Origin of the sequence: Nonomuraea sp. CA-143628, from assembly GCF_050942315.1 — a bacterium.
GTDB lineage: Bacteria > Actinomycetota > Actinomycetes > Streptosporangiales > Streptosporangiaceae > Nonomuraea.
In genome coordinates this window covers 3310440-3331674 of record NZ_CP192072.1, presented here as the reverse complement: position 1 = coordinate 3331674, position 21235 = coordinate 3310440, and the positions used below count along the sequence as shown (strand labels likewise).

General features: G+C 68.8%; 17 protein-coding genes. 9 read left to right on the top strand and 8 right to left on the bottom strand.

The window, feature by feature from the left end:
• Positions 1-56: 56 nt before the first annotated feature.
• The 6 genes from yjfF to ACQP2T_RS15540 form a co-directional block, all read right to left on the bottom strand.
• Positions 57-1040: a galactofuranose ABC transporter, permease protein YjfF gene (yjfF, locus tag ACQP2T_RS15565; RefSeq protein WP_393476462.1), complete on the bottom strand. Its 984-nt coding sequence runs from the start codon at positions 1038-1040 to the stop codon at positions 57-59.
• Positions 1037-2050, bottom strand: a complete 1014-nt coding sequence (locus tag ACQP2T_RS15560; RefSeq protein WP_363994777.1) for an ABC transporter permease — start codon at positions 2048-2050, stop codon at positions 1037-1039. Before ACQP2T_RS15560 ends, yjfF begins: the two co-directional genes overlap by 4 nt.
• Positions 2047-3558, bottom strand: a complete 1512-nt coding sequence (locus tag ACQP2T_RS15555) for a sugar ABC transporter ATP-binding protein (RefSeq protein WP_433516840.1) — start codon at positions 3556-3558, stop codon at positions 2047-2049. Before ACQP2T_RS15555 ends, ACQP2T_RS15560 begins: the two co-directional genes overlap by 4 nt.
• Before the next feature lie 72 nt (positions 3559-3630).
• The gene (locus tag ACQP2T_RS15550; RefSeq protein ID WP_433516839.1) at positions 3631-4596 is read right to left on the bottom strand and encodes an ABC transporter substrate-binding protein; all 966 of its coding nucleotides are present in this window, start codon (positions 4594-4596) and stop codon (positions 3631-3633) included.
• A 73-nt stretch (positions 4597-4669) separates the two neighbouring features.
• On the bottom strand, positions 4670-5653 hold the full coding sequence (locus ACQP2T_RS15545) for a LacI family DNA-binding transcriptional regulator (RefSeq protein ID WP_363995467.1): 984 nt from the start codon (positions 5651-5653) through the stop codon (positions 4670-4672).
• Between the two features lie 225 nt (positions 5654-5878).
• Entirely contained in the window at positions 5879-6886 is a 1008-nt protein-coding gene (locus ACQP2T_RS15540) for a LacI family DNA-binding transcriptional regulator (protein WP_433516838.1), read from the bottom strand.
• 125 nt (positions 6887-7011) lie between these two features.
• Here ACQP2T_RS15540 and ACQP2T_RS15535 point away from each other — a divergent pair, with 125 nt between their 5' ends.
• From ACQP2T_RS15535 to ACQP2T_RS15505, 7 genes are all read left to right on the top strand, one after another.
• Entirely contained in the window at positions 7012-8286 is a 1275-nt protein-coding gene (locus ACQP2T_RS15535) for an ABC transporter substrate-binding protein (protein WP_433516837.1), read from the top strand.
• Positions 8287-8384: 98 nt separating this feature from the next.
• Positions 8385-9254, top strand: coding sequence for a carbohydrate ABC transporter permease (locus tag ACQP2T_RS15530; RefSeq protein WP_433516836.1), 870 nt, complete (start codon positions 8385-8387; stop codon positions 9252-9254).
• A complete protein-coding gene (locus ACQP2T_RS15525; protein WP_357648178.1) occupies positions 9251-10015 on the top strand; it encodes a carbohydrate ABC transporter permease in 765 nt (254 codons plus the stop codon). The genes ACQP2T_RS15530 and ACQP2T_RS15525 overlap by 4 nt, the downstream gene beginning before the upstream one ends.
• Complete coding sequence (locus ACQP2T_RS15520; RefSeq protein WP_433516835.1) at positions 10008-12125, top strand: glycoside hydrolase family 127 protein; 2118 nt, start codon at positions 10008-10010, stop codon at positions 12123-12125. Before ACQP2T_RS15525 ends, ACQP2T_RS15520 begins: the two co-directional genes overlap by 8 nt.
• Positions 12126-12145: 20 nt before the next feature.
• Positions 12146-16147 (top strand): galactose-binding domain-containing protein, encoded by a 4002-nt coding sequence (locus ACQP2T_RS15515; protein ID WP_433516834.1) that lies wholly within the window; start codon positions 12146-12148, stop codon positions 16145-16147.
• Between the two features lie 60 nt (positions 16148-16207).
• A complete protein-coding gene (locus ACQP2T_RS15510) occupies positions 16208-16408 on the top strand; it encodes a DUF4236 domain-containing protein (protein WP_357939902.1) in 201 nt (66 codons plus the stop codon).
• A gap of 166 nt (positions 16409-16574) precedes the next feature.
• Positions 16575-17957 carry an amidase gene (locus ACQP2T_RS15505; RefSeq protein ID WP_433516833.1) on the top strand — a complete coding sequence of 461 codons (1383 nt, stop codon included), beginning with the start codon at positions 16575-16577 and terminating at the stop codon, positions 17955-17957.
• 44 nt (positions 17958-18001) lie between these two features.
• Here the strand turns inward: ACQP2T_RS15505 and ACQP2T_RS15500 are convergent, their stop codons facing one another.
• Positions 18002-18721 (bottom strand): phytanoyl-CoA dioxygenase family protein, encoded by a 720-nt coding sequence (locus ACQP2T_RS15500; protein WP_433516832.1) that lies wholly within the window; start codon positions 18719-18721, stop codon positions 18002-18004.
• Positions 18722-18815: 94 nt separating this feature from the next.
• Between ACQP2T_RS15500 and ACQP2T_RS15495 the strand changes: the two genes are divergently transcribed.
• A complete protein-coding gene (locus ACQP2T_RS15495; protein ID WP_433516831.1) occupies positions 18816-19346 on the top strand; it encodes a hypothetical protein in 531 nt (176 codons plus the stop codon).
• 34 nt (positions 19347-19380) lie between these two features.
• Here ACQP2T_RS15495 and ACQP2T_RS15490 read toward each other — a convergent pair whose 3' ends face one another.
• Positions 19381-20241: an intradiol ring-cleavage dioxygenase gene (locus ACQP2T_RS15490; protein ID WP_433516830.1), complete on the bottom strand. Its 861-nt coding sequence runs from the start codon at positions 20239-20241 to the stop codon at positions 19381-19383.
• 186 nt (positions 20242-20427) lie between these two features.
• On the opposite strand from ACQP2T_RS15490, the gene ACQP2T_RS15485 reads away from it, so the two are divergent.
• A complete protein-coding gene (locus ACQP2T_RS15485; protein ID WP_433516829.1) occupies positions 20428-21234 on the top strand; it encodes an SAM-dependent methyltransferase in 807 nt (268 codons plus the stop codon).
• Position 21235 lies beyond the last annotated feature (1 nt).

The window sequence follows — 21235 nt, the reverse complement described above, 5'->3', positions numbered from 1 at the left end:
TTGTTAGCGTTCACACAATCTCCCTTGATCCGGTACGGCGGAGGCCGTGCCGGAGGTCAGGTCCGGCGCGCCGAGAATAGACGCTGGAGCAGAATGAAGACGAAGAGCAGAAGTCCGATGAATATCTTGGTCCACCATGAGCTGAGCGTGCCCTCGAAGCTGATGACCGTCTGGATCAGGCCCAGCACGAGCACGCCCAGCACGGTGCCGAGCAGGAACCCCGAGCCGCCGGTCAGCAGCGTGCCACCGATGACGACCGCCGCGATCGCGTCGAGCTCCATACCGACGGCGTGCAGCCCGTACCCCGAGAGCATGTAGAACGACAGCAGCACCCCGCCGAGCGCCGAGCAGAACCCGCTGACCGTGTAGACCGTGATCTTCGTCCGGGCCACGGGCAGGCCCATCAGCAGCGCGGACTGCTCGCTGCCCCCAGTGGCGTAGACGGAGCGGCCCAGGCGCGTGTAGTGCAGCACGTACGCCGCCACGAGCACCACAACGGCAGCGATGATCACGCTCGGCGAGATCCACAGACCGGCGAACAGGTCGATCCTGGTCTGCGCGAACGCCGTGAACGTCGGGTCCTCGATGGGGATCGAGTCGGTGCCGATCGTGTAGCACAGCCCCCTGGCCAGGAACATCCCGGCCAGCGTGACGATGAACGGCTGGATGTCGAAGGCGTGGATGATGTACCCCATCACCAGCCCCAGCGCGGCGCCGATGAGCAGCACCAGCGGGATCACCAGATAGGGCGGCCACCCGGGCCCCTTCATCAGGCTCGCCGAGATCATCGTGGACAGCGCGACCACCGAACCGACCGACAGGTCGATCCCCCCGGTCAGGATCACGAACGTCATGCCGACGGCCACGACCAGCAGGAAGGCGTTGTCGATGAAGACGTTGAGTATCACCTGCCCGCTGGCGAACCCCTCGTAGCGGATGCCGCCCGCGACGAACATCGCCACGAACAGGCCGGCGGTCACCAGGACGGGCACATACTTTGCCGGGATCGTCCTGAGGCCGTTGAGCGTCACGGTCGTCATGCCGTCACCCTGACCTTCTCCTCGGCCGCCGGGCTGGGCGGCACGGCTCGGCGGCGACGGCCGAACACCTTCTCGCGGAACGACTTCGACTGGATGAGGCAGACCGCGGTCACCACGAGCGCCTTGAACAGCAGCGTGGTCTCCGGCGGCACCCCGATGGAGTAGATGGTGGTGGTCAGCGTCTGGATGATCAGCGCGCCGAGCACGGTGCCGCCGAGCGAGAAGCGCCCGCCCGACAGCGAGGTGCCGCCGATGACCACGGCCAGGATGGCGTCGAGCTCGACCCAGAGGCCGGCGTTGTTGCCGTCGGCGCTGGACACGTTCGAGCTGATCATCAGCCCGGCGACGCCGGCGCAGAGCGCGGCGAAGGCGTAGACCATGATGATGATGCCGCGCGCGCGGATCCCGGCGAGCCTGCTGGCCTCGGCGTTGCCGCCGACCGACTCGATCAGCATGCCCAGCGCCAGCCTGCGGGTGAGAAAGACGGTGATCGCCAGGACCACCACGACCAGCAGGATGCCGAAGGGCACGGTCAGCCAGTAGCCGCCGCCGATCACCTTGTACGAGGGGCTGTTGACGGTGATGATCTGCCCGCCGGTAATCAGCTGGGCCAGGCCGCGCCCGGCCACCATGAGGATCAGCGTGGCGATGATCGGCTGAATGCCGACGACCGCGACGAGCAGGCCGTTCCACGCCCCGAGCAGCACCGACAGGCCGAGCGCCAGCGCCACGGCGGTGAACACGCCGGCGTCGTCGCTGATCTGCAGACAGGCCAGCGCCCCCGCGATCGCCACCACCGAACCGACCGACAGGTCGATGCCGCCGGTCGCGATGACCAGCGTCATCCCGAGCGAGACCAGGATGAGCGGGGCGCCGAACCGCAGGATGTCGATCAGGCTGCCGTAGAGGTGGCCGTCGCGCATCTGGATCGAGAAGAAGTTCGCGGTGAAGAACACGTTGACGAGGAGCAGCAGGGCAAGAATGACTACCGGCCAGAGCAGGCGCCTCATTCGGCTCGCCCCCCACTTGCGATGGTCTCCATGAGCACGTCCGTGGTGAGGTCGTCGTCGTTGGGCAGCTCGGCGACCAGCCTGCGGTCGCGAAGGACTCCGACCTTGTGGCTGAGCCGCAGCACCTCCTCCAGCTCGGCGGAGATGAACAGCACCGCCATGCCGCCGTCGGAGAGCTGGGCGACCAGGCGCTGGATCTCGGTCTTCGCGCCGATGTCGATGCCGCGGGTGGGCTCGTCGAGAATGAGCAGCCTGGGCTCCAGGATCAGCCATCTGGCCAGCAGCACCTTCTGCTGGTTGCCGCCGCTGAGGTCGCGTACGAGGTGCTCGGGGTTGGCCGGGCTGATCTTCAGCGCGGAGATGTACTTGCCGACCAGCTCGTCCTGCTGCTCACGCGGGACCGGCCTGGTCCAGCCCCTGGTGGCCTGGAGGGCCAGGATGATGTTCTCCCGGAGCGTGAGGTCGGGGATCAGCCCGTCCGACTTGCGGTTCTCCGAGCAGAAGGCGATCCGGTGGTTCATCGCGACGCGCGGCGCGCGCAACGAGACGGGCGCGCCCTCGATGGTCACCTCGCCGGCGCTCGCGTGGTCGGCGCCGAACAGCAGCCGCGCGACCTCCGTACGGCCCGAGCCCAGCAGCCCGGCCAGCCCCACGACCTCGCCCTCGTGGACGGTCAGCGTGAACGGCTCGATGGCCCCGGCCCGGCCCAGCCCGCGCGCCTCCAGCAGTGGCCGGTCGAACACCTTGGCCTCACCGTGCAGCTTCTCCAGGGCGGCCAGCTCCTGGCCGATCATCTTGGCGACCAGCTCGACCTGGCTGAGCTCCGCGGTGAGGTATTCGCCCACCAGCCGCCCGTTGCGCAGGATCGTCATCCGGTCGGAGATCTCGTAGACCTGGTCGAGGAAGTGCGAGACGAACAGGATCGCGATGCCCTCCTCCTTGAGGGTGCGCATCACGCGGAAGAGCTGCTCGACCTCGCTCGCGTCGAGGCTGGAGGTCGGCTCGTCGAGGATCAGCACCCGGGCCTCGATGTCGATGGCCCGCGCGATGGCCACCATCTGCTGGATGGCCGGCGAGTAGGTCGACAGGGGCGCCGAGACGTCGAGGTCGAGCTCCAGCCGGGCCAGCAGCTCCGCGGCCCTGGCCCGCATCCGCGGCCAGTCGATCCGGCCCCAGCGCCGGGGCTCGCGGCCGACGAAGATGTTCTCGGCGACCGAGAGGTTCGCGCAGAGGTTGACCTCCTGGTAGACCGTGCTGATGCCGGCCCCTTGAGCCTCCAGCGGGCTGCCGAACGCGACGGGCTCGCCGAGCAGCTCGATACTGCCGGCGTCGATGGAGTGGACGCCGGTCAGCACCTTGATCAGGGTGGACTTGCCCGCGCCGTTCTCGCCCATGAGCGCGTGCACCTCGCCCGGCAGCAGTCGCAGGTTCACGCCGTCGAGAGCCTTCACGCCGGGGAACTGTTTGCCGATTCCGCTCATCAGCAGGATCGGCGCGGGTACGGCCATCGGCGTCCCTCTCCTCCTCTTGCTCTTGATCAGGTAGGTGGGCCGGCCCCCGTGGGCCGGCCCGGTCGGCTGTCAGTACTGGCGGTTAGGGAGAGCGGCCTTGGCCTGCTCCTGGTTGAACGCCGTCTCCTGCGTGATCACGCGGGTCGGCACGGTCTCGTTCTTGACGACCTTCTTGGCCAGGTCCATCAGCTGCGGGCCGAGCAGCGGGGAGCATTCGACGATGTAGTTGATCTTTCCGTCGGAGAGCGCCTGCATGCCGTCCTTGACGGCGTCGACCGTGATGATCTTGATGTCCTTGCCGGGCACCTTGCCCGCGCCCTCGATGGCCTCGATCGCACCCAGCCCCATGTCGTCATTGTGCGCGTAAAGCACGTCGATGTCCGGAGTGGACTTCAGGAAGGCCTCCATGACCTCCTTGCCCTTGGCCCGGGTGAAGTCGCCGGTCTGCGAGGCGACGATCTGGAACTTGGGCTCGGCCTTGATGATCTCCTGGAAGCCCGCCTTGCGGTCGTTGGCCGGAGCCGAGCCCGTGGTGCCCTGCAGCTCGACGATCTTGACCGGGTCGGTGCTGCTCTTGTACTCGTCCACCAGCCACTTGCCGGCCTTGCGGCCCTCCTCGATGAAGTCCGAGCCGAGGAAGGTCTTGTAGAGCGAGGTGTCCTTGGAGTCCACGGCCCGGTCGGTGAGGATCACCGGGATCTTCGCGTCCTTGGCCTCCTTGAGCACGGTGTCCCAGCCCGACTCCACCACCGGCGAGAAGGCGATGACGTCCACCTTCTGCTGGATGTAGGAGCGGATCGCCTTGATCTGGTTCTCCTGCTTCTGCTGGGCGTCCGAGAACTTCAGGGTGATCCCGGCAGACTTGGCCGAGTCCTGCACCGACTTCGTGTTCGCGGTGCGCCAGCCGCTCTCCGCGCCGACCTGTGAGAAGCCCATGGTGATCGCGCCACCGCCACCGCCGCCGCCACTGCCGCATCCGGCCACCGCCATGGCGGTGAACCCGGCGAGCATCAACACCGAGATCCTCTTCAACACGTGGGGAGTCCCTTCTGATGTGAGCGCTAACACCAAACGCGTGAGTGCGTGCGCGCTTCCTATCGTGTACGGCCTACCGCCGGGCCGTACTGGCCCGGGAGACGAGCGAGGGCGGGACCACGAGGCGTTCGCGCTCGTGGGAGCCTTGGCCCTCGATCTGCCGAAGGAGCACCTCGATGCTGTGCCTGCCCACCGCGCCGAAGTCCTGCCTGATGGTGGTGAGCGGCGGCGAGAAGAACTCCGATTCGGGGATGTCGTCGAAACCGACGACGCTCACCTGGTCGGGCACTCTCACCCCCTGCTCGGTGAACGCCCGCAGCACGCCCAGCGCCATCTGATCGTTGGCGACGAACACCGCCGTGACGTCCTTCATGCTCGCCAGACTGCGCCCCGCCTCGTATCCCGAGCGCGGGCTCCAGTCTCCGGCGAGCGGCTCAGGGGCCGGACGGCCCGCCTGCTCCAGCGCGGCCCGCCACCCGGCCACGCGGCCCTCGGCCTCCAGCCAGTCGGAGGGGCCGCGGATGTGCCAGACCGTCTCGTGTCCCAGCGAGAGCAGGTGCTCGGTGGCCATCCTGCCGCCGCGGACCTGATCGACGCAGACGACCGAGACATCACCGGCCTCGCCGCCCTCGACGGCGACCGTGGGCACCCCGAAGGGGAGCTCGCCCAGCGCCTGGGCGGCCGACCGTTGCGGCGCGACCACCACGATGCCGTCGACGCCCTGGTCGGCCAGGTAGTCGAGGGCGTCACTGACGCCGATCTTGTCGATGGACTTGAGACTCACGATGCTGACGAAGTAGCCGGCCCCCCGGGCCGCCTGCTCGATGCCGTAGACCGTGCTGGCCGGGCCGTACAGCGTGGTGTCGAAGCTGACGACGCCGAGCGTCCTGGAGTGCTTGGTGACCAGGGCGCGGGCGACGAGGTTGCGGCGGTAGCCGAGCTTGTCGATCGCCTCCATCACCCGCGCGCGGGTCTCGCTGCGCACGTTGGGATGCTCGTTGAGCACGCGTGAGACCGTCTGGTGCGATACCCCGGCCTCTTTGGCCACATCGGCCATGACCGGCGGTCGACGCCCCTGGGTCGCTCCCACTCCGTGCTCCCTTCCTGGCTTGGCATGACTGTGAACGTTAACAACAGGTCTCGTCAAGAGGTCGTCCGATTACGGTCGCGTCACACGAGCTCTGCCTTGAGCGCTCCTCATCTTTGGCGCCCAGCCTGGAGAGGAAGTCCACTCAGAATGTTAACGCTAACATACCAGGAGGGCCAGGCCCTCCGCGCGCGGTTACGCCGACGACGCCGTGGAGTCGCGGATCACCAGCTGGCAGGGCATGCGATGGACGCCCGGCGTGGCCCGTCCGTCGATGGCCGCGAACAGGTGCTGGGCGGCCGTCCTGCCGAGGAGTTCGAGGTTCATGTCCACGGTCGTCAGGGCCGGGCGCGTCTCGGTCGACAGCACCTCCCAGTTGTCGTAGCCGATCACCGCGATGTCGTCGGGCACCCGCCGCCCCCGCTCGCGGACCGCCTCCACGAACCCGGCCGCGACCTGGTCGCTGCCGCAGAACACCGCGTCGATCTCCGGCTGGGCCATCAGCAGCATCTCCGCCGCGTGCCGCCCCCACCGCTGCGACCACGCGCCCCAGAGCGTCTCGCCCGCCTGCTCCAGCCCCGCCTCCGACAGCGCGAGCTCCACGCCCGCCACGCGATCACGGGCCGCCTTGTAGTGCTCGGGCCCGGTGACGTGCGCGATCCGGCGCCGGCCCAGCGCGATCAGATGGTTGACGGCCATCACCGCGCCGCCCACGTCATCCGGCACGAACGACACGTCCTCCGGGTCGTCCGACGGCCCGTAAGCGTAGACCACCGGCACTCCGAGGTCGCGACTGACGGACGGCCGCGGGTTGGTGCTCTCGCCCACCACGATCAGCCCGTCGACGCGGCGCGACAGCAGCGCGCGCAGGTGGTGCTGCTCCCTGATGGCGTCGCCGCGGGCGTCGCAGAGCAGCACCGCCATCTCCCCGGCGCCGAACGCGTCCTCCGCCCCGAGCAGCACCGGGATGCCGAACCGGCCCGCGCTGTCGGAGGTGAGCAGCCCGACCGTCCGCGTCTGCCCGGACAGCAGCCCCCTGGCCAGCGCGTTCGGCTGGAAGGAGAGCTCCTCCGCCGCGGCGAGCACGCGCTGACGGGTCGAGGCCCGCACGTCCTGCCGCCCGTTGAGCGCCTTGGAGGCCGTGGCGATCGACACCCCGGCCAGGGAGGCCACGTCGTTGATGGTCGCGCGCCTACCCGCCATATTTTCGAAACCCTTTTCAGTAACCCGGTATCTAGGACAAACCATAATACCCATTGACAGGCCCCAATGTTTCTTCTACGTTTCCGAAAACCTTTCAGTTCACGGGGGTCCCGAAGGAGACAACCATGAGACGACGGCTGGCTGGGATCGCCTTCCTCGGTTTGTTAGCGCTCACAGCCGCCGCTTGCGGCAGCGGTGGCAGCAGTGGGAGCGAGAAGCAACCCCAAGCGGCAGGCCCGGTCACGATCACCATGTGGACCCGCGCGGCGACGCAGGCCCAGAGCGAACGGCTGGTGAAGGCCTACAACAGCAGTCACAAGAACCAGGTGAAACTGACCGTCATCCCGACGGACAACTACCAGCCGCGCATCGCGGCGGCGGCCGGGGCGAAGCAGCTGCCGGACGTGTTCGCGGCCGACGTGATCTTCGTCCCGAACTACACCTCGCAGGGCCTGTTCATGGACATCACCGACCGGGTCAACGCCCTGCCGTTCAAGGCCGGTCTCGCGCCCTCCCACATGAAGCTGGGCACGCTGGACGGCAAGCTTTACACCCTGCCGCACACGCTGGACCTGTCGGTCTGGTTCTGGAACAAGGACCTCTACGCCAAGGCCGGGCTCGACCCGGAGAAGGGGCCCAAGACGCTGAAGGAGTTCGCCCAGCAGGCCACCACGATCCAGCAGAAGCTGGGCAAGGACGGCAAGGTGCACGGTACGTTCTTCGGCGGCAACTGCGGCGGCTGTTACGTCTTCACCTTCTGGCCCTCGGTCTGGGCGGCCGGCGCCCAGGTCATGAACGCCGAAGGCACCACCTCGCTCAACGACCAGCCCGCGATGACCGAGGTGTTCAAGACCTACCGCGACCTGTACGAGAAGAAGGTCACCGGCCCGACGGCCAAGGAGGAGCAGGGCCCGACCTGGACCGGCTTCTTCCCCAAGGGCGAGATCGGCGTCATGCCCATGCCGTCGACCACGCTCGGCACCATGCCCGCCGACATGAAGATCGGCGTCACCCCCATCGCCGGTCCCGACGGCGGCGAGTCGACGTTCGTGGGCGGCGACTCGATCGGCATCTCCTCGACCTCCAAGAACGCCGACGCGGCCTGGGACTTCCTGTCCTGGACCGTCTCCGATGACGCGCAGGTCGAGGTCATGGCCAAGAACAAGGACGTGCTCGCGCGTACGGACCTGGCCAACAACAAGTACTCGGCCGAGGACCCGCGTGTGGTGCTGATCAACTCGCTGGTGGCCAAGGGGCAGACGCCTTACGCGTTGCGCTTCGGCCAGACGTTCAACGACCCGCAGGGACCGTGGCTGCGACTGGCCCGCGAGGCGGTGTTCGGCGACGCCGCGAAGGTGCCCCAGTTGAACGCCGAAATTACTAAGTCTCTACAGCAATGACTCTGCTTATGGCCTCACTCCGTTCGGCGAGTCGGTCGCTTAAAAAGCTCCCGACTTCGTCGGGAGCGCGACCTCCCTCCAGGCGGGCGGCCCACACGGTGCCGTCCGCCCGATGGCGGAGGAGACAGGTCCAGGGCTGGCTGTACGCCGCGCCGACCGCTGTCATCGTGGGCGTCCTGTTCCTAGCACCGCTGGTGCTGGTCGTCTGGATGTCGCTGAACCGCTGGCCGTTGCTGGGCCAGGCCGTCTTCAACGCCCCCGACAACTACACGAAGATCCCGAAGAACCCGCTGTTCTTCGACGCGGTGCTCTTCACGCTGAAGTACACCGCCATCACCACCGTCCTGCTGTCGGCCGTCGCGCTCGGCCTGGCCCTGCTCGTGCAGGAGCGCCGGCCGGGGGTGGCGTTCTTCCGTACCGCGTTCTTCCTGCCCGGAGCCGTCGGCTTCGCCGCCGCCGCGCTGCTGTTCTACGGCCTGCTGAACAACGACTTCGGCCCGATCGACCCGCTGCTCCAGACGCTGGGGATCACGCACGAGCCGGTGAAGTGGATCGGCACCCCCAACATGGCGTTGTTCTCCACGATCGCGCTCGTGCTGTGGCGCTTCGCCGGGTTCAACATGCTCATCCTGCTGACCGGCCTGCAGTCGATCCCCGTCGAGGTGTACGAGGCGGCCAAGAGCGACGGCGCGAACCGCTGGCAGATCTTCACCAAGATCACGATGCCGCTGCTGCGCCCGACGCTGGCGCTGATGCTGATCCTCAGCATCACGGGCTCGCTGCTGGCCTTCGACCAGTTCTTCATCTTCACCAACGGCGGCCCGGACAACAGCACGGTCTCCATGGTCATGGTCGTCTACCGCGACGCGTTCTTCCGCTTCGACCTCGGCGGGGCGGCGGCATTGTCCGTCGTGCTGCTGGTCGCCCTGGTCGGGTTCAACACTCTGCTGATGCGGAGGCTCAAGTGAGGTACTACCCCACTGTCACGGCGCTGGCCATCCTGTTCCTGTTCCCGCTGCTGTGGAGCGGCTGGGCATCGCTTGAGGAGCCGTCCAACTACCTGAAGATGGCGCAGTTCGGCGAGGGCGTCGGCACCTACGCCACCAACAGCGTGCTGGTGTCGTCGATGACCGTCGCCGGCACGCTGATCGTCTCCGCGCTCGGCGGCTACGCCTTCGCCCGGTTCGACTTCCCCGGCAAGAACCTGCTGTTCCTGGCCACGCTGGCGATCCTCATGGTGCCGTACGCGACGATCCTCATCCCGCTCTACGTGCTGCTCGGCTACCTCGGCCTGCAGAACTCGCTGCTGGGGCTGTCGCTGGTGTTCGTGATGTTCCAGCTGCCGTTCGCGCTGTTCATGATGCGCAACGCCTTCGAGGCGATCCCGCGCGAGCTGGAGGAGGCGGCGCTGGTCGACGGCTGCGGCACCTTCCGGGCCTTCTCCCGGATCCTGCTGCACGCCGTACGGCCCGCGCTCGTCACCGTCGGCCTGTTCGCCTTCCTCGCCTCGTGGAACGACTTCTTCGCACCGCTCATCCTGCTCAACGACGGCGCGTCGTTCACCCTGCCGGTGGCCGTGGTCAGCATGACGCAGGGCACGTTCGGCGCCATCGACTACGGCATGCTCCAGGCCGGCGTCATGGTCATGGCACTCCCCTGTCTCATCCTGTTCGTCATTCTGCAGCGCCACTACGTGCGCGGATTCATGTCGGGAGCTCTGCGTGGCTAATCCTGTCCTGCCCTCATCGGGCGTGTTGTCCCCCCTCGGCCTGGACGCGGTACGTCCGGCGCCCGGCTTCTGGGGCGACCGCATCGCCCTCAACCGGGACGTCACCATCGCCCACTGCCAGGAATGGGAGGAACGCGAAGGCTGGATCGGCAACTTCCGCGGGCGCCTCCCCCGTAAAGGCAGGGAGTTCAGCGACTCGGAGATCTACAAGCTGCTGGAGGCGATGGCGTGGGCCGATCACCCCGCGCTGCCCGAACTGGCCGAGACCGTGGCCAGGGCCCAGGAGGGCGACGGCTACCTCAACACCCGATGGTCCGGCAACCGCTACACCGACTTCGAGTGGGGCCATGAGCTCTACTGCTACGGCCACCTCATCCAGGCCGGGGTCGCCCGGCTGCGCATGCACGGCGAGGACCGGCTGACCGAGGTGGTCAGGCGGGCGGCGGACCACATCTGCCGCCGCTTCATGGACACCTCGGAGACCTGCGGCCACCCGGTGGTGGAGATGGCGCTGGTCGAGCTGTACCGGGCCACCGGCACCGAGCGCTACCTGGAGATGGCCCGCCGCTTCGTCGAACGCCGCGGCCTGCCCGCGCTGGCCGACATCCCGTTCGGCCGCGCCTACTTCCAGGATGATCTCCCTGTACGGCGCGCGCAGTCGCTGCGCGGGCATGCCGTACGAGCGCTCTACCTGGCCAGCGGCGTCGTCGACGTCGCCGTGGAGACGGGCGACGAGGAGCTGCTGAAGGCCGTCGAAGCGCAGTGGGAGCGCGCGGTCGCCAGGCGCACCCACCTGACGGGCGGCATGGGCTCGCGGCACACCGACGAGTCCTTCGGTGAGGACTACGAGTTGCCGCCGGACCGTGCCTACTCCGAGACCTGCGCGGGCATCGCCTCGATCATGCTGGCGCACCGGCTGCTGCTGGCCACCGGTGACGCCCGGTACGCCGACGTGGCCGAGCGGACGCTGTACAACGTGCTGGCCACCGCGGTGGCCCTGGACGGCCGGTCGTTCTTCTACGCCAACCCGCTGCGCGTGCGGGTGCCGGCGGTGCCGCTGAACGGGGTCAACCACGCCGCCGAGGGCGGGCTGCGCTCGCCGTGGTTCGACGTGTCGTGCTGCCCGAACAACATCGCCCGCACGCTCGCCTCGCTGCCTGCCTACGTGGCGACCAGTGACGCGGGCGGGGTGCAGATCCACCACTTCACGCCCGGCGAGATCACCCATGGGCCGCTCGCGTTGCGGGTGGAGACCGGGTATCCGTGGTCGGGCGGGGTGCGGGTGCGGGTTCTGTCGGGTGGCAGCGGGCAGATCTCGCTGCGCGTGCCTGCCTGGGCGAAGGGCGCCACGCTCGCGTACGGTCCGGCCGGGCCGGACGGTGGCGCTGGATCGGACGCCGGTGGGTCGGATGCTGGCGGGTCTGACATTTCGCATATGTCGGGTAGTCGGGAGGTCGAGCCCGGGTACGCGGTCGTCGCGGGCGACTGGCGGCCCGGTGACGAGATCCGGCTCGACCTGCCCATGGCTCCCCGATGGACCTTCCCCGACCGGCGGGTGGACGCGCTGCGCGGGAGTGTCGCGGTGGAGCGCGGGCCGCTCGTCTACTGCGCGGAGTCCGTCGCCGACGAGCCGCCACTCGCCGACGTGGCCGCCCGCATCTCGTCCGCACCCATCGACCGCCCAGCCGACCACCAGGCCGACCGCCCAGCCGATCAACTAGCTGATCACCAGGCCGATCAATCAGCTGACCACCCGGCCGACCACCAGGCCGACTCTCCGGAAGGGGCGTCCGCAGCCGCCCCCGTACCGAGGGCGGCCGGTTCCGAGGCGGGCGCGCCCGATCCCGTCGCGGGCGCGCCCGCCGCCGACCCCGCTACCGGTCCCGGCGCGGGCGCATCCGCCGATCCCCCCACCGGTCCCACTGTCGATCCCGTTGTGGAGATCGAGGTCGCCGTCGTGCTCGGGGCTCCGGCCACCGACGACTGGCCGTACGGGCCGGTGCCCGACGCGCCGGAGGGCGCGGACACGGTGCTGCGGCTGGTGCCGTACCACCGTTGGGGCAATCGCGGCCCCGCCACCATGCGCGTCTGGCTGCCCGTCGCCGACTGACATCCCCCATGGAGAACCCTGTGCGCAAGACCCTCTCCGGCCTGGCCGCCTTAGCCGTCGCGGGCAGCCTGCTGGCCGCCGCGAACCCGGCCACGGCCGTCCAGGATGATCTCGGCATGCCGGTGTTCACCGGCGCCGACCCCGTCCCGGCCGAGCCCGTCCGCTACCAGCCGCGCAAGATGATGGAGGAGATCTACAAGAAGGAGAAGGGCGGCGACTCGTACTGGATCGACCGCATGCTGGCCCGCCCCGGCGACGACCCGGCGGGCACGTGGCTGATGTCGCGGGGCCGGGCGCTGTTCATGAAGGAGCACGACCCGTCGGTCATCGGCTTCGGCGGCAGCGTGGCGTACTGGGAGAGCATCGACAACCGCGACGCCTACAGCGTCTCGCTCGGCACGGACCTCAAGGAGGACGTAAGCAAGCGGTTGCAGATGCCCAGCCACTGGATCGGCCAGTACGCGGGCGGCGATCTGGCCGTGACCGTCAAGAAGTTCATCACGCACGAGAACGTGGCGGTCACCACGCTCGCGGTCACGAACAGGGGCACCGCGAAACTGGAGGTGCCGGTCACGGTGACCTCTCCGTACACGAAGACCGCGGACGGCGACCGTGAGCTGACCGGCGTGGTGGCCGCGAAGAACCGGCTGACCACGATCTTCCCCCGGCTCAGCGGCGACGGCATGAAGGTCGCGGACGGCGCGTTGAAGGGGACGCTCTCGGTCAAGCCGGGCAAGACCGTGTGGACCAAGGTACAGATGGGGTTCGTCACCGAGGAGCTGGCCGGGTCGCGCGGCGAGTATGACGGCTACAAGGGCCGCTCGCCGGAGAAGGCGCTGCGACGGCAGCTGCAGGACTACAACGCCTGGTGGGCGGAGAACCTGCCCTACATCGACGTGCCGGACCCCAACATCAAGAAGTTCGTCTACTACCGCTGGTGGTTGATGCGGTTCAACTTCCTCGACGCCGACATCCCGGGCAACGACTTCCAGTTCCCGACGTCGGTGGAGGGGGCGCTCGGTTACAACAACGCGATCGTGCTGACCGTGCCGATGTTCCTGCAGGATCTGAAGTATCTGCGGGACCCGATCTACTCGTACGGCCCGTGGGTGTCGGCCGGCGAAGTATCGCGTAACTCGAAATATACGGATAACCCGGGTGATCCGGAGAACTGGTCGAACAGCTACACCCAGTACATCTCGGCCTCCGCGCTGGAGAGCTACCAACTCCACGGCGGCCAGCCCGCGATCCTGCGCAACCTCGCCCGCTACGCGGAGAAGGACGTCTACGGGCAGCTCAACGCCTACGACTCCAACAAGAACGGGGTCATCGAGTACGACTGGGAGGCGATGACCGGCAACGACGCCGACGCGGTGTCCTTCCACTACTACAACCGGGCGAACGAGCGGCTTGAGGGCGCCTATGTCTACGCCAACGCGATGGCGGCGGCACAGGCGTACACGCTGATCGGCGACACCGCCAAGGCCGCCGAGCTGCGGGGCGTGGCCGACAAGGTGAAGAACGGCATCCTCACCCTGCTCTGGGACGACCAGAACAAGCTGTTCAAGCACCGCGACCTGCAGACGGGCAACCTGATCCCGTGGAAGGAATCGAACAACTACATCCCGTTCGCCACCGGCCTCGTCCCGACGGACGACCCGAAATATCGGGAGGCGCTCCGCCTATGGGCCGACCCAGCTGAATATCCGATTTTCCCGGCCTATACCGCTAATCAAAAGGACAAGGCGGAGGCGGCCGCGCAGGGGCATCCGGGGTCGAACAACTTCTCGCAGATCAACTCGACCCGGAACTTCTCGCTGTTCTCCAGGGCGCTGCGCGAATACACCTCGCCGTACATCACGGCCGACAAATACAAGCAGTTGCTGTACTGGAACGCCTGGTCGCAGTTCGTCGGCGGCGACACCCGTTACCCGGACGCCAACGAGTTCTGGTCGAACTGGAATCCCGCCACCAAGACCATCGACTACCGGTCGTGGATTCACCATACGATCCTCGGTAGTAGCAACTGGACGGTCATCGAGGACGTGATGGGCCTGCGCCCGCGCTCCGACGGCAAGGTCGAGCTCTGGCCGGTCGACATCGGCTGGGACCATTTCACCGTCAACGGCATCAACTATCGCGGCAGCGACCTGAGCATCGTCTGGGACAAGCCCGGCGACGGCAAAACGCACTATGCGGGCGTGCCCGAGGGTTACTCGATCCTCATCGACGGCAAGCGCAAGGTCACGCTGTCCGGGCTCGCGCACGCGGTCTGGGACCCGGCGACGGGCAAGGTCGAGGGCGGGACGGTCGTGCACGCCGAGGCGGCGCGGTCGATGAAGGCCCCGGCCGAGGTGAAACTGTCAGGTGACCGGGTCGAGGACCTGTTCCAGAAGGCCGGGGTCGATCTCGGCTCCACCCGGCCGAACCTGGTCAAGTCCGCCACGGCCTCCTACGGGGACCCGGCGGGCGCGGTGGACGGGTTCACGATCAACGAGCCGTACTGGGGCAGCAAGGGCTCCGGCAAGGCGCAGGACTGGCTGGAGGTGGACCTGGGCTCGGCCCGGCCCGTCGACCGGCTGCGGCTGTACTTCTACAACGACCGCAAGACCTACAGCGAGCCCGCCCTGTACTCGGTGCAGTACCTCGACGGCTCCACCTGGAAGGACGTGCCCGGCCAGGCCAAGGACCCGGTCTATCCCCGGGCCAACCTCAACGAGGTCCGCTTCAGGTCCCTCACCGCCCAGAAGCTGCGCGTGCTGGTCAGCCATCGGCCGGGCTACTCGACGGGGTTGAAGGAGGTGCAGGCGTACGCGACCGGCTCGGCCCCGCCGTCCACAAGCAACCGGGCTCCGTACGTGCTGGCCGTACAGGACGCGACCTTCAACCGCCCCGGGCAGGCCAGGCTGGACGCGGTCGTCAAGGACGACGGGCTGCCGTCGGGGACGCTCAGCATGACGTGGAGCGTCGTCGACGGGCCGGGCCAGGCGTTCTTCACCGATCCGGCGAGCCCGGCCACGGTCGCGTCGTTCACCGAGGCGGGCACGTACCACCTGAAGCTGACCGCCTCCGACGGCGCCAAGTCGGCGTCCGGCACGGTCGCCGTCACGGTGGGCGCGCTGGGCACGCAGGTGAACGTGGCGCCGTACGCGACGCCGACCGCCTCCTACACCTCGCCGTGGGAGAAGGTGACGGCGATCAATGACGGCATCGAGCCGCCGCGCTCCAACGACGGCGCCAACCCGCGCTGGGGCACCTGGCCGCAGGAGGGCACGCAGTGGGTGCAGCTCGACTGGCCCTCGCCGGTACGGGTGAACAAGGCGGACCTGTACTTCTTCGACGACGGCGGCGGCGTCCGCGTCCCGGCGTCGTGGAAGATCCAGGCATGGGACGGCGACTCCTTCGAGGACGTGACCGGCGCCGCCTCCTACCCGACCGCGGCCGACGCCTACAACACGGTCTCGTTCGACACGGTGACGACGACGAAGCTGCGCGCCGAACTGGTCTCCGGGCCGGCGTCCGTCGGCGTGCTGGAGTGGAAGGCGTACGCGGTGCCGCCGGACTCGGTGCGGCCCGTGTACGTCCCGACGGTGGCCGGCACGCTGCCCCGGCTCCCGGCCAAGGTGGAGACGCTGTACGCGGACGGCGGCCGGGGTCAGGCCGCGGTGACGTGGCAGCAGGTGACCGCCGACCAGGTCAAGACCGGTGGCACCAGCTTCAAGGTCGCCGGGCTCGCCGAGGGTCTGCGCTCGCCCGTGGAGGCCACGGTGTACGTCAGGACGAGTCCGGCGGTGACCATCACCTCGATCGCCGAGGAGGCGGTGCGGACCCGGGCGGGCACCGCGCCGTCGCTGCCGGCGACCGTGGTGGCCACGTACAACGACGGGTCCAAGGACAGCTCGGTCGCTGTCACGTGGGCGGCGATCGATCCCGGTTCGTACGCCTCCCCCGGCACCTTCTCGGTGACCGGCCAGGTGGCGGGCACCACGGTCCCGGCGAGCGCGACGGTGACAGTGGAGTGACCACCACACTAAACCCGATATTTCGCAAATTTTCGGGTAGCTGGGAGCCCTCGCGATCTCATGGAGGGAACCTCGATGGGCTGGAGCTACCGAAAGTCGATCAAGCTCGGGCCGTTCAGGCTCAATCTGTCACGCGGCGGCGTCGGGCACAGCTGGGGCAACCGGTTGTTCCGCGTCACCCGCACGGCGGACGGCCGCCGCACGATATCCGTCAACCTGCCGGGTGGTTTCACCTGGCGCAAGACCACCCGGCATAACTAGCCGGATATTCCGAAGGGCCGGAGGCGATCGCCTCCGGCCCTTTTTTCCTGCCGCTCCCACCTGCGCGTTCTCCGACCGGCTGAAGCGGCCGGGAAAGACAAGACTGCCTCTTCCCGAATTCTCGCCCTAGATTCCTCGGCACCGCCAACCCCCTGAGGAGGATGTTGTGGCTGAGCTATGGGAACTGGCCGCCGGAGATCTGGCGCGGCTGATCGGCGCCCGCGAGGTGTCCGGCCGTGAGGTGGTCCAGGCCCATCTGGCGCGGATCGCCGAGGTGAATCCGCAGGTCAACGCCATCACGGTGGTGCTGGAGGAGCAGGCCCTCGACGCGGCGGACGCGGCCGACCGGGCCCTGCGCGACGGCACGGCGCCCGGCCCGCTCTGCGGTGTCCCCATGACGGTCAAGGAGAACGTCGACGTGGCCGGCTCGGCGACGACACTCGGCATCGTCCCCCTGCGTGACGCCGTCGCCTCGCGCGACGCCCAGCACATCGCCCAGTTGCGCGCGGCCGGCGCGATCCCGATCGGCCGGACGAACATGCCGGAGTTCGGCATCCGCTGGCACACCGACAACGACCTGCGCGGCGCGACCCGCAACCCCTGGTCGGCCGGCCACACGCCGGGCGGCTCCAGCGGCGGCGACGCGGCCGCGGTGGCGACCGGCCTGACCCCGCTCGGCATCGGCAACGACGGCGCGGGCTCGCTGCGCTGGCCCGCCCAGTGCTGCGGCGTCGCCGCGCTGAAGCCGTCGCTGGGCCGGATCGCCCAGCGCGGGCAGGCGTCGCCGTTCGCCTTCCAACTGCTGGCCGTGCACGGTCCGATCGCACGGCGGGTGGCCGACCTGCGGCTGGCCTTCGACCACATGTGCGGCCACGCGCCCGGCGATCCTTGGTACGCCCCGGTGCCCCTGCGGGGCCCCGCCCCGGCGGCGCCGATCGGCGTGGCGGCGGTCACCGGCCTCGACGCGGACCCCCAGGTCACCGCCGCCGTACGGCAGGCGGCCAAGCTGCTCACCGACGCCGGGTACCGGGTGACGGAGAGCCTGCCGCCCGCCCTGGACCGGGCCTCCGAGATCTACGCCCAGATCATGTCCTCCTACAGCCGCGTCCACGAGGAGCAGCCACCCGTCGAGACGGTCGCTTCCAAGGGGTTCGTCCAGTTCTGGGCCGCCTACGAGGAGGTCTGGACGCGAGCGGGCGGGCGGGCCGCCTTCGACCCGATGATGGAACGCGCCGCCATCGCGCGGGCCTGGGCCGACTGGACGGCCTCGACCCCGCTGGTCCTCGCGCCGATCTGCACGATCCCGGCGTTCCCGGTGGGTGCCGACCTCGATCCCGAGTGGCTGGCCGGGTGGCCGGCTGCGCTCCGCATGAGCGTGGTGGCCAACCTGCTGGGGCTGCCGTCGGTCGCCGTCCCGACCGGTCTGGCGGACGGGCTGCCGCAGGCCGTACAGATCATCGGACCGCGCTTCCGCGAGGACCTGTGCCTGGACGCGGCCGCCGCCATCGAGGCCGGAACCCCGCCCCTGACACCGATCGACCCCCGATGACCGTCAAGTCGAGCCAGTGGCGGCCGCGCGGTCGGTGACAGGTCTCAGCGGAGCGCTCTGGCCAGAGGCGTGTCCGCCGCCGGGTCCAACGGCTCGGTCAGCATGAACGGCATCTGCGCCATGAACCTGGGCCTCTCCCCCAGATGCTCCTGGGCGGCGTGCACGGTCAGCGGATGCACCAGGTAGGCGTCGCCCGGCGAGCCGGTCGCCAGCGCCACCGGCCGGTCCTTGCTGGCCGCGTCCACCAGCCCGCCCGCGGTGATGTGGTCGTACACCTGCTGCTCGTCCAGCGCCCCGAAGCTGTCCCGCTGCGACCCCGCCCTGACCCGGGTCGGCGCGTCCGACTCGCCCACCTCCGAGAACAGCATCAGCACCAGGAGGGTATTCGAGCGGACGGTCACCCCCCAGCTGCCGTCAGGCCGCGACACGTTGGCGTCCAGGTGCCAGCCTCGGTCGTCGGCCGGCGGTCGCCGCGGGAAACGGATCGGGATGTTGCCCACCGCGCCACGCGGCTGCCAGCCGCCCTTCCCGCACACCGCGTCCAAGCCCGCCGCCAGCTCGGGCGACCTGACCAACTCGCCGAACGGCCCATACCCGGTCATGTCCGCGGCCCACACCACCGGCTCGCGCCATCCCTCGGGCTCGTCCGGCGACAGGCCGATCTGCTGCCACAGCAGCGCCTGCGTGGCCTCACCCTGCTCGCGCGTTCCGATCGTCAGCTTCACAAAGCCGTCCCGCACGAACGATTCCACCAGTGCCTCCATGCCGCCCACGCTATTCATGGCCGCAACCGCTTTTCGAGCCTGACTTTTGTAAGGCGACTTGCATTTTATCGGTAAGGCGGCTTACATTTTTCGAATGTACGACACCCCGACCGTCTATGAAGAGCTCGTCGCCCGGCTCGGCCCCCCGCTCGGCGTAGAGGAGGCGCGCGTCCACTGGGGCCGGTTGGTGCGCGCCGCCCAGGACGGCGAGACGACGCTGATCACCCGCGAACGCTGGGAATGGGCCGCGCTGGTCCCGCTCTCCGGGGTGTCCGGGCCGCTGACCGGCCTGCCCACCCTGCCGCTGTCAGCGGTCCGCCGCAAGCTCGGCGACCTCGTACGACAGGCCGCCCAGCCGCACGACAGCGGCCCCATACTCCTGACCCGCCACCGCGCCCCCGTGGCCGCCCTGGTCGCCGCCCGCGACCTGGCCGACCAGCGCGAACACCGCCTCGCACCGGAGGACCTGCTGCGCGACGGCAACACCATCCTGTTGACCGAGCTGCCGGGACCGGCCTACTCCGCCGTCGCCCGCGACTCCGACGGCAACCCGATCGCCACCGGCCTGGGCGAGAGCGTCAACGAGGCCCTGCGGCGCCTGCGCCCGCCCGAGGAAGGAGCCTGATCGCTGCCCGCGCCCGCCCGAGGCCGGGGCCTGATCACTTGCCGTCCTTGTCGGAGTCGGCGGAGAAGACGATCGCCCCCAGATAGCCGTCGTCCTCCTCGGTGACCTTCAGCAGCATGCTGTCCTTGTAGATGGTGTCGCCGTCGTTGAAGGTGTCCCGGCCGGTGTGCGCCGCGTACGGCGACCGCGTGAAGACCTTGGTGTTGAGCGCCTCGTCGAACATCACCTGGGTGGTGAGCACCCGCGCGTTGCTGAAATGCACCATCGCGTGGATGTGCACCGTCCGTCCCCGGTACCAACCCGGCCAGATGGTGGTGAACTCCACGACCCCCTTGCTGTTGGTGACCTGGGCCCCGCGCAGGTAGCGCTTGTCGTCCGTCGGGGTCAGGTCGTTCGCGCTGGTCTCACCGGTCGGGGCACCCGTGGGCGGGCCGCCGTTCGGCGGGGCACCGGTCGGCGGGGTACCGCCGGGCCGGCCGCCGCCACCGGTCGACTGCGACTCCGCTCCCGAGTAGAGCCCGGCCGCGTCGCAGTGCCAGATCTCCACCACGGCGTTCCCCAGCGGCTTGCAGGTCTCGCTGTCCTGGACCTTGACCGCCAGGCGCAGCCGCGTCCCCTTCCGGTCTTCCCGGATGTCGCTGCGGATCTTGTCCGCGTCGAAGTAGTAGGGGCCCTGCGTGGTGGTGGCGGTCAGCGTGCAGGTGTTGGCGTCGGCGAACAGGGCGGTGAGATCCTTGGACGTGGTCGCCGTAGGAGACACGCTCGCCCCTGTCGAGGTGGTCACCGCCGGCGCGTCCTGGCCGCAGGCGGCGAGCAGGCTGCCCAGTCCGAGCGAGCTGACCCCGGTGATCAGCCGCCGCCGGCTGACGCGCTGGCCCTCATGATCGTGTCCCACGTGGTCGCCTTCCGAAGAGTCGAACTTCCCTTACGCCAGCAAAGTTAAGAAACACCCCTTGGGACGCCATTTGCGGCGGATGAACTTTTCATGAGTCTCTGCCAGGACAAACCAGGACAAGACCTCCCGGACGGGCCTTGGCTTGCTACTGTCCTCTTAGCCGGGTGGGAGCGAGGGAGATGACACATGAATGACACGCCCCGACGGCCAGGGGTGTCGGCCAACGCTCCCAGCGTCGCCCGCATGAACGACTACTTCCTCGGCGGCAAGGACAACTTCGCCGCCGACCGCGAAGCCGCCGCGCGGGTCCTGGCGCTGATCCCCGACGCCAAGCTGATGGGCGAGTACGTCCAGGAGTTCCGCGAACGGGTCGTGCGCTACCTGGTCGAGCAGGGTGTCACACAGTTCGTCCATGTCAGCTCCGGGCTGCCGACCAAGCGGAACGTCCACGATGTGGCCCAGTCGCTCGACCCGGACGCCAACGTCGTCTACGTCGCCGACGACCCGGTCGCGCTCAACCACGCGCGGGCGCTGCTGGCCACCAACGAGCGCACGGGAGTGATCGAAGGGGACATCCTCCACCCCGACGCCATGCTGGACCATCCCACCCTGAGCCGACTGATCGACTTCGACCGGCCTGTCGGCGTCCTGATCTTTGGCGCGCTCCAGTACATCCCCGACGAGGACGGCCCGTTCGAGCACGTGGCCCGGCTGTGCGAGCGGCTGGCGCCCGGGAGCTTCCTCTGCCTCACCCACGCCGTCTTCGACGGCCGCCCCGAGATAGCCGAGCAGATCGCCGACGTCTTCCGGGAGGCGCTCAACCGGCCTAAGGGCGGCCCGCGCAACCGCGACCAGGCGGTGCGCTTCTTCGACGGGCTGGAGCTCGTCGAACCCGGCTTCATCTACGTCCGCAAGTGGCGCTCCAGCACCCCGGTCTCCGACCAGGAGACGAAGCGAGCCTGGGTCCTGGCCGGAGTCGCCCGCAAACCGTAGT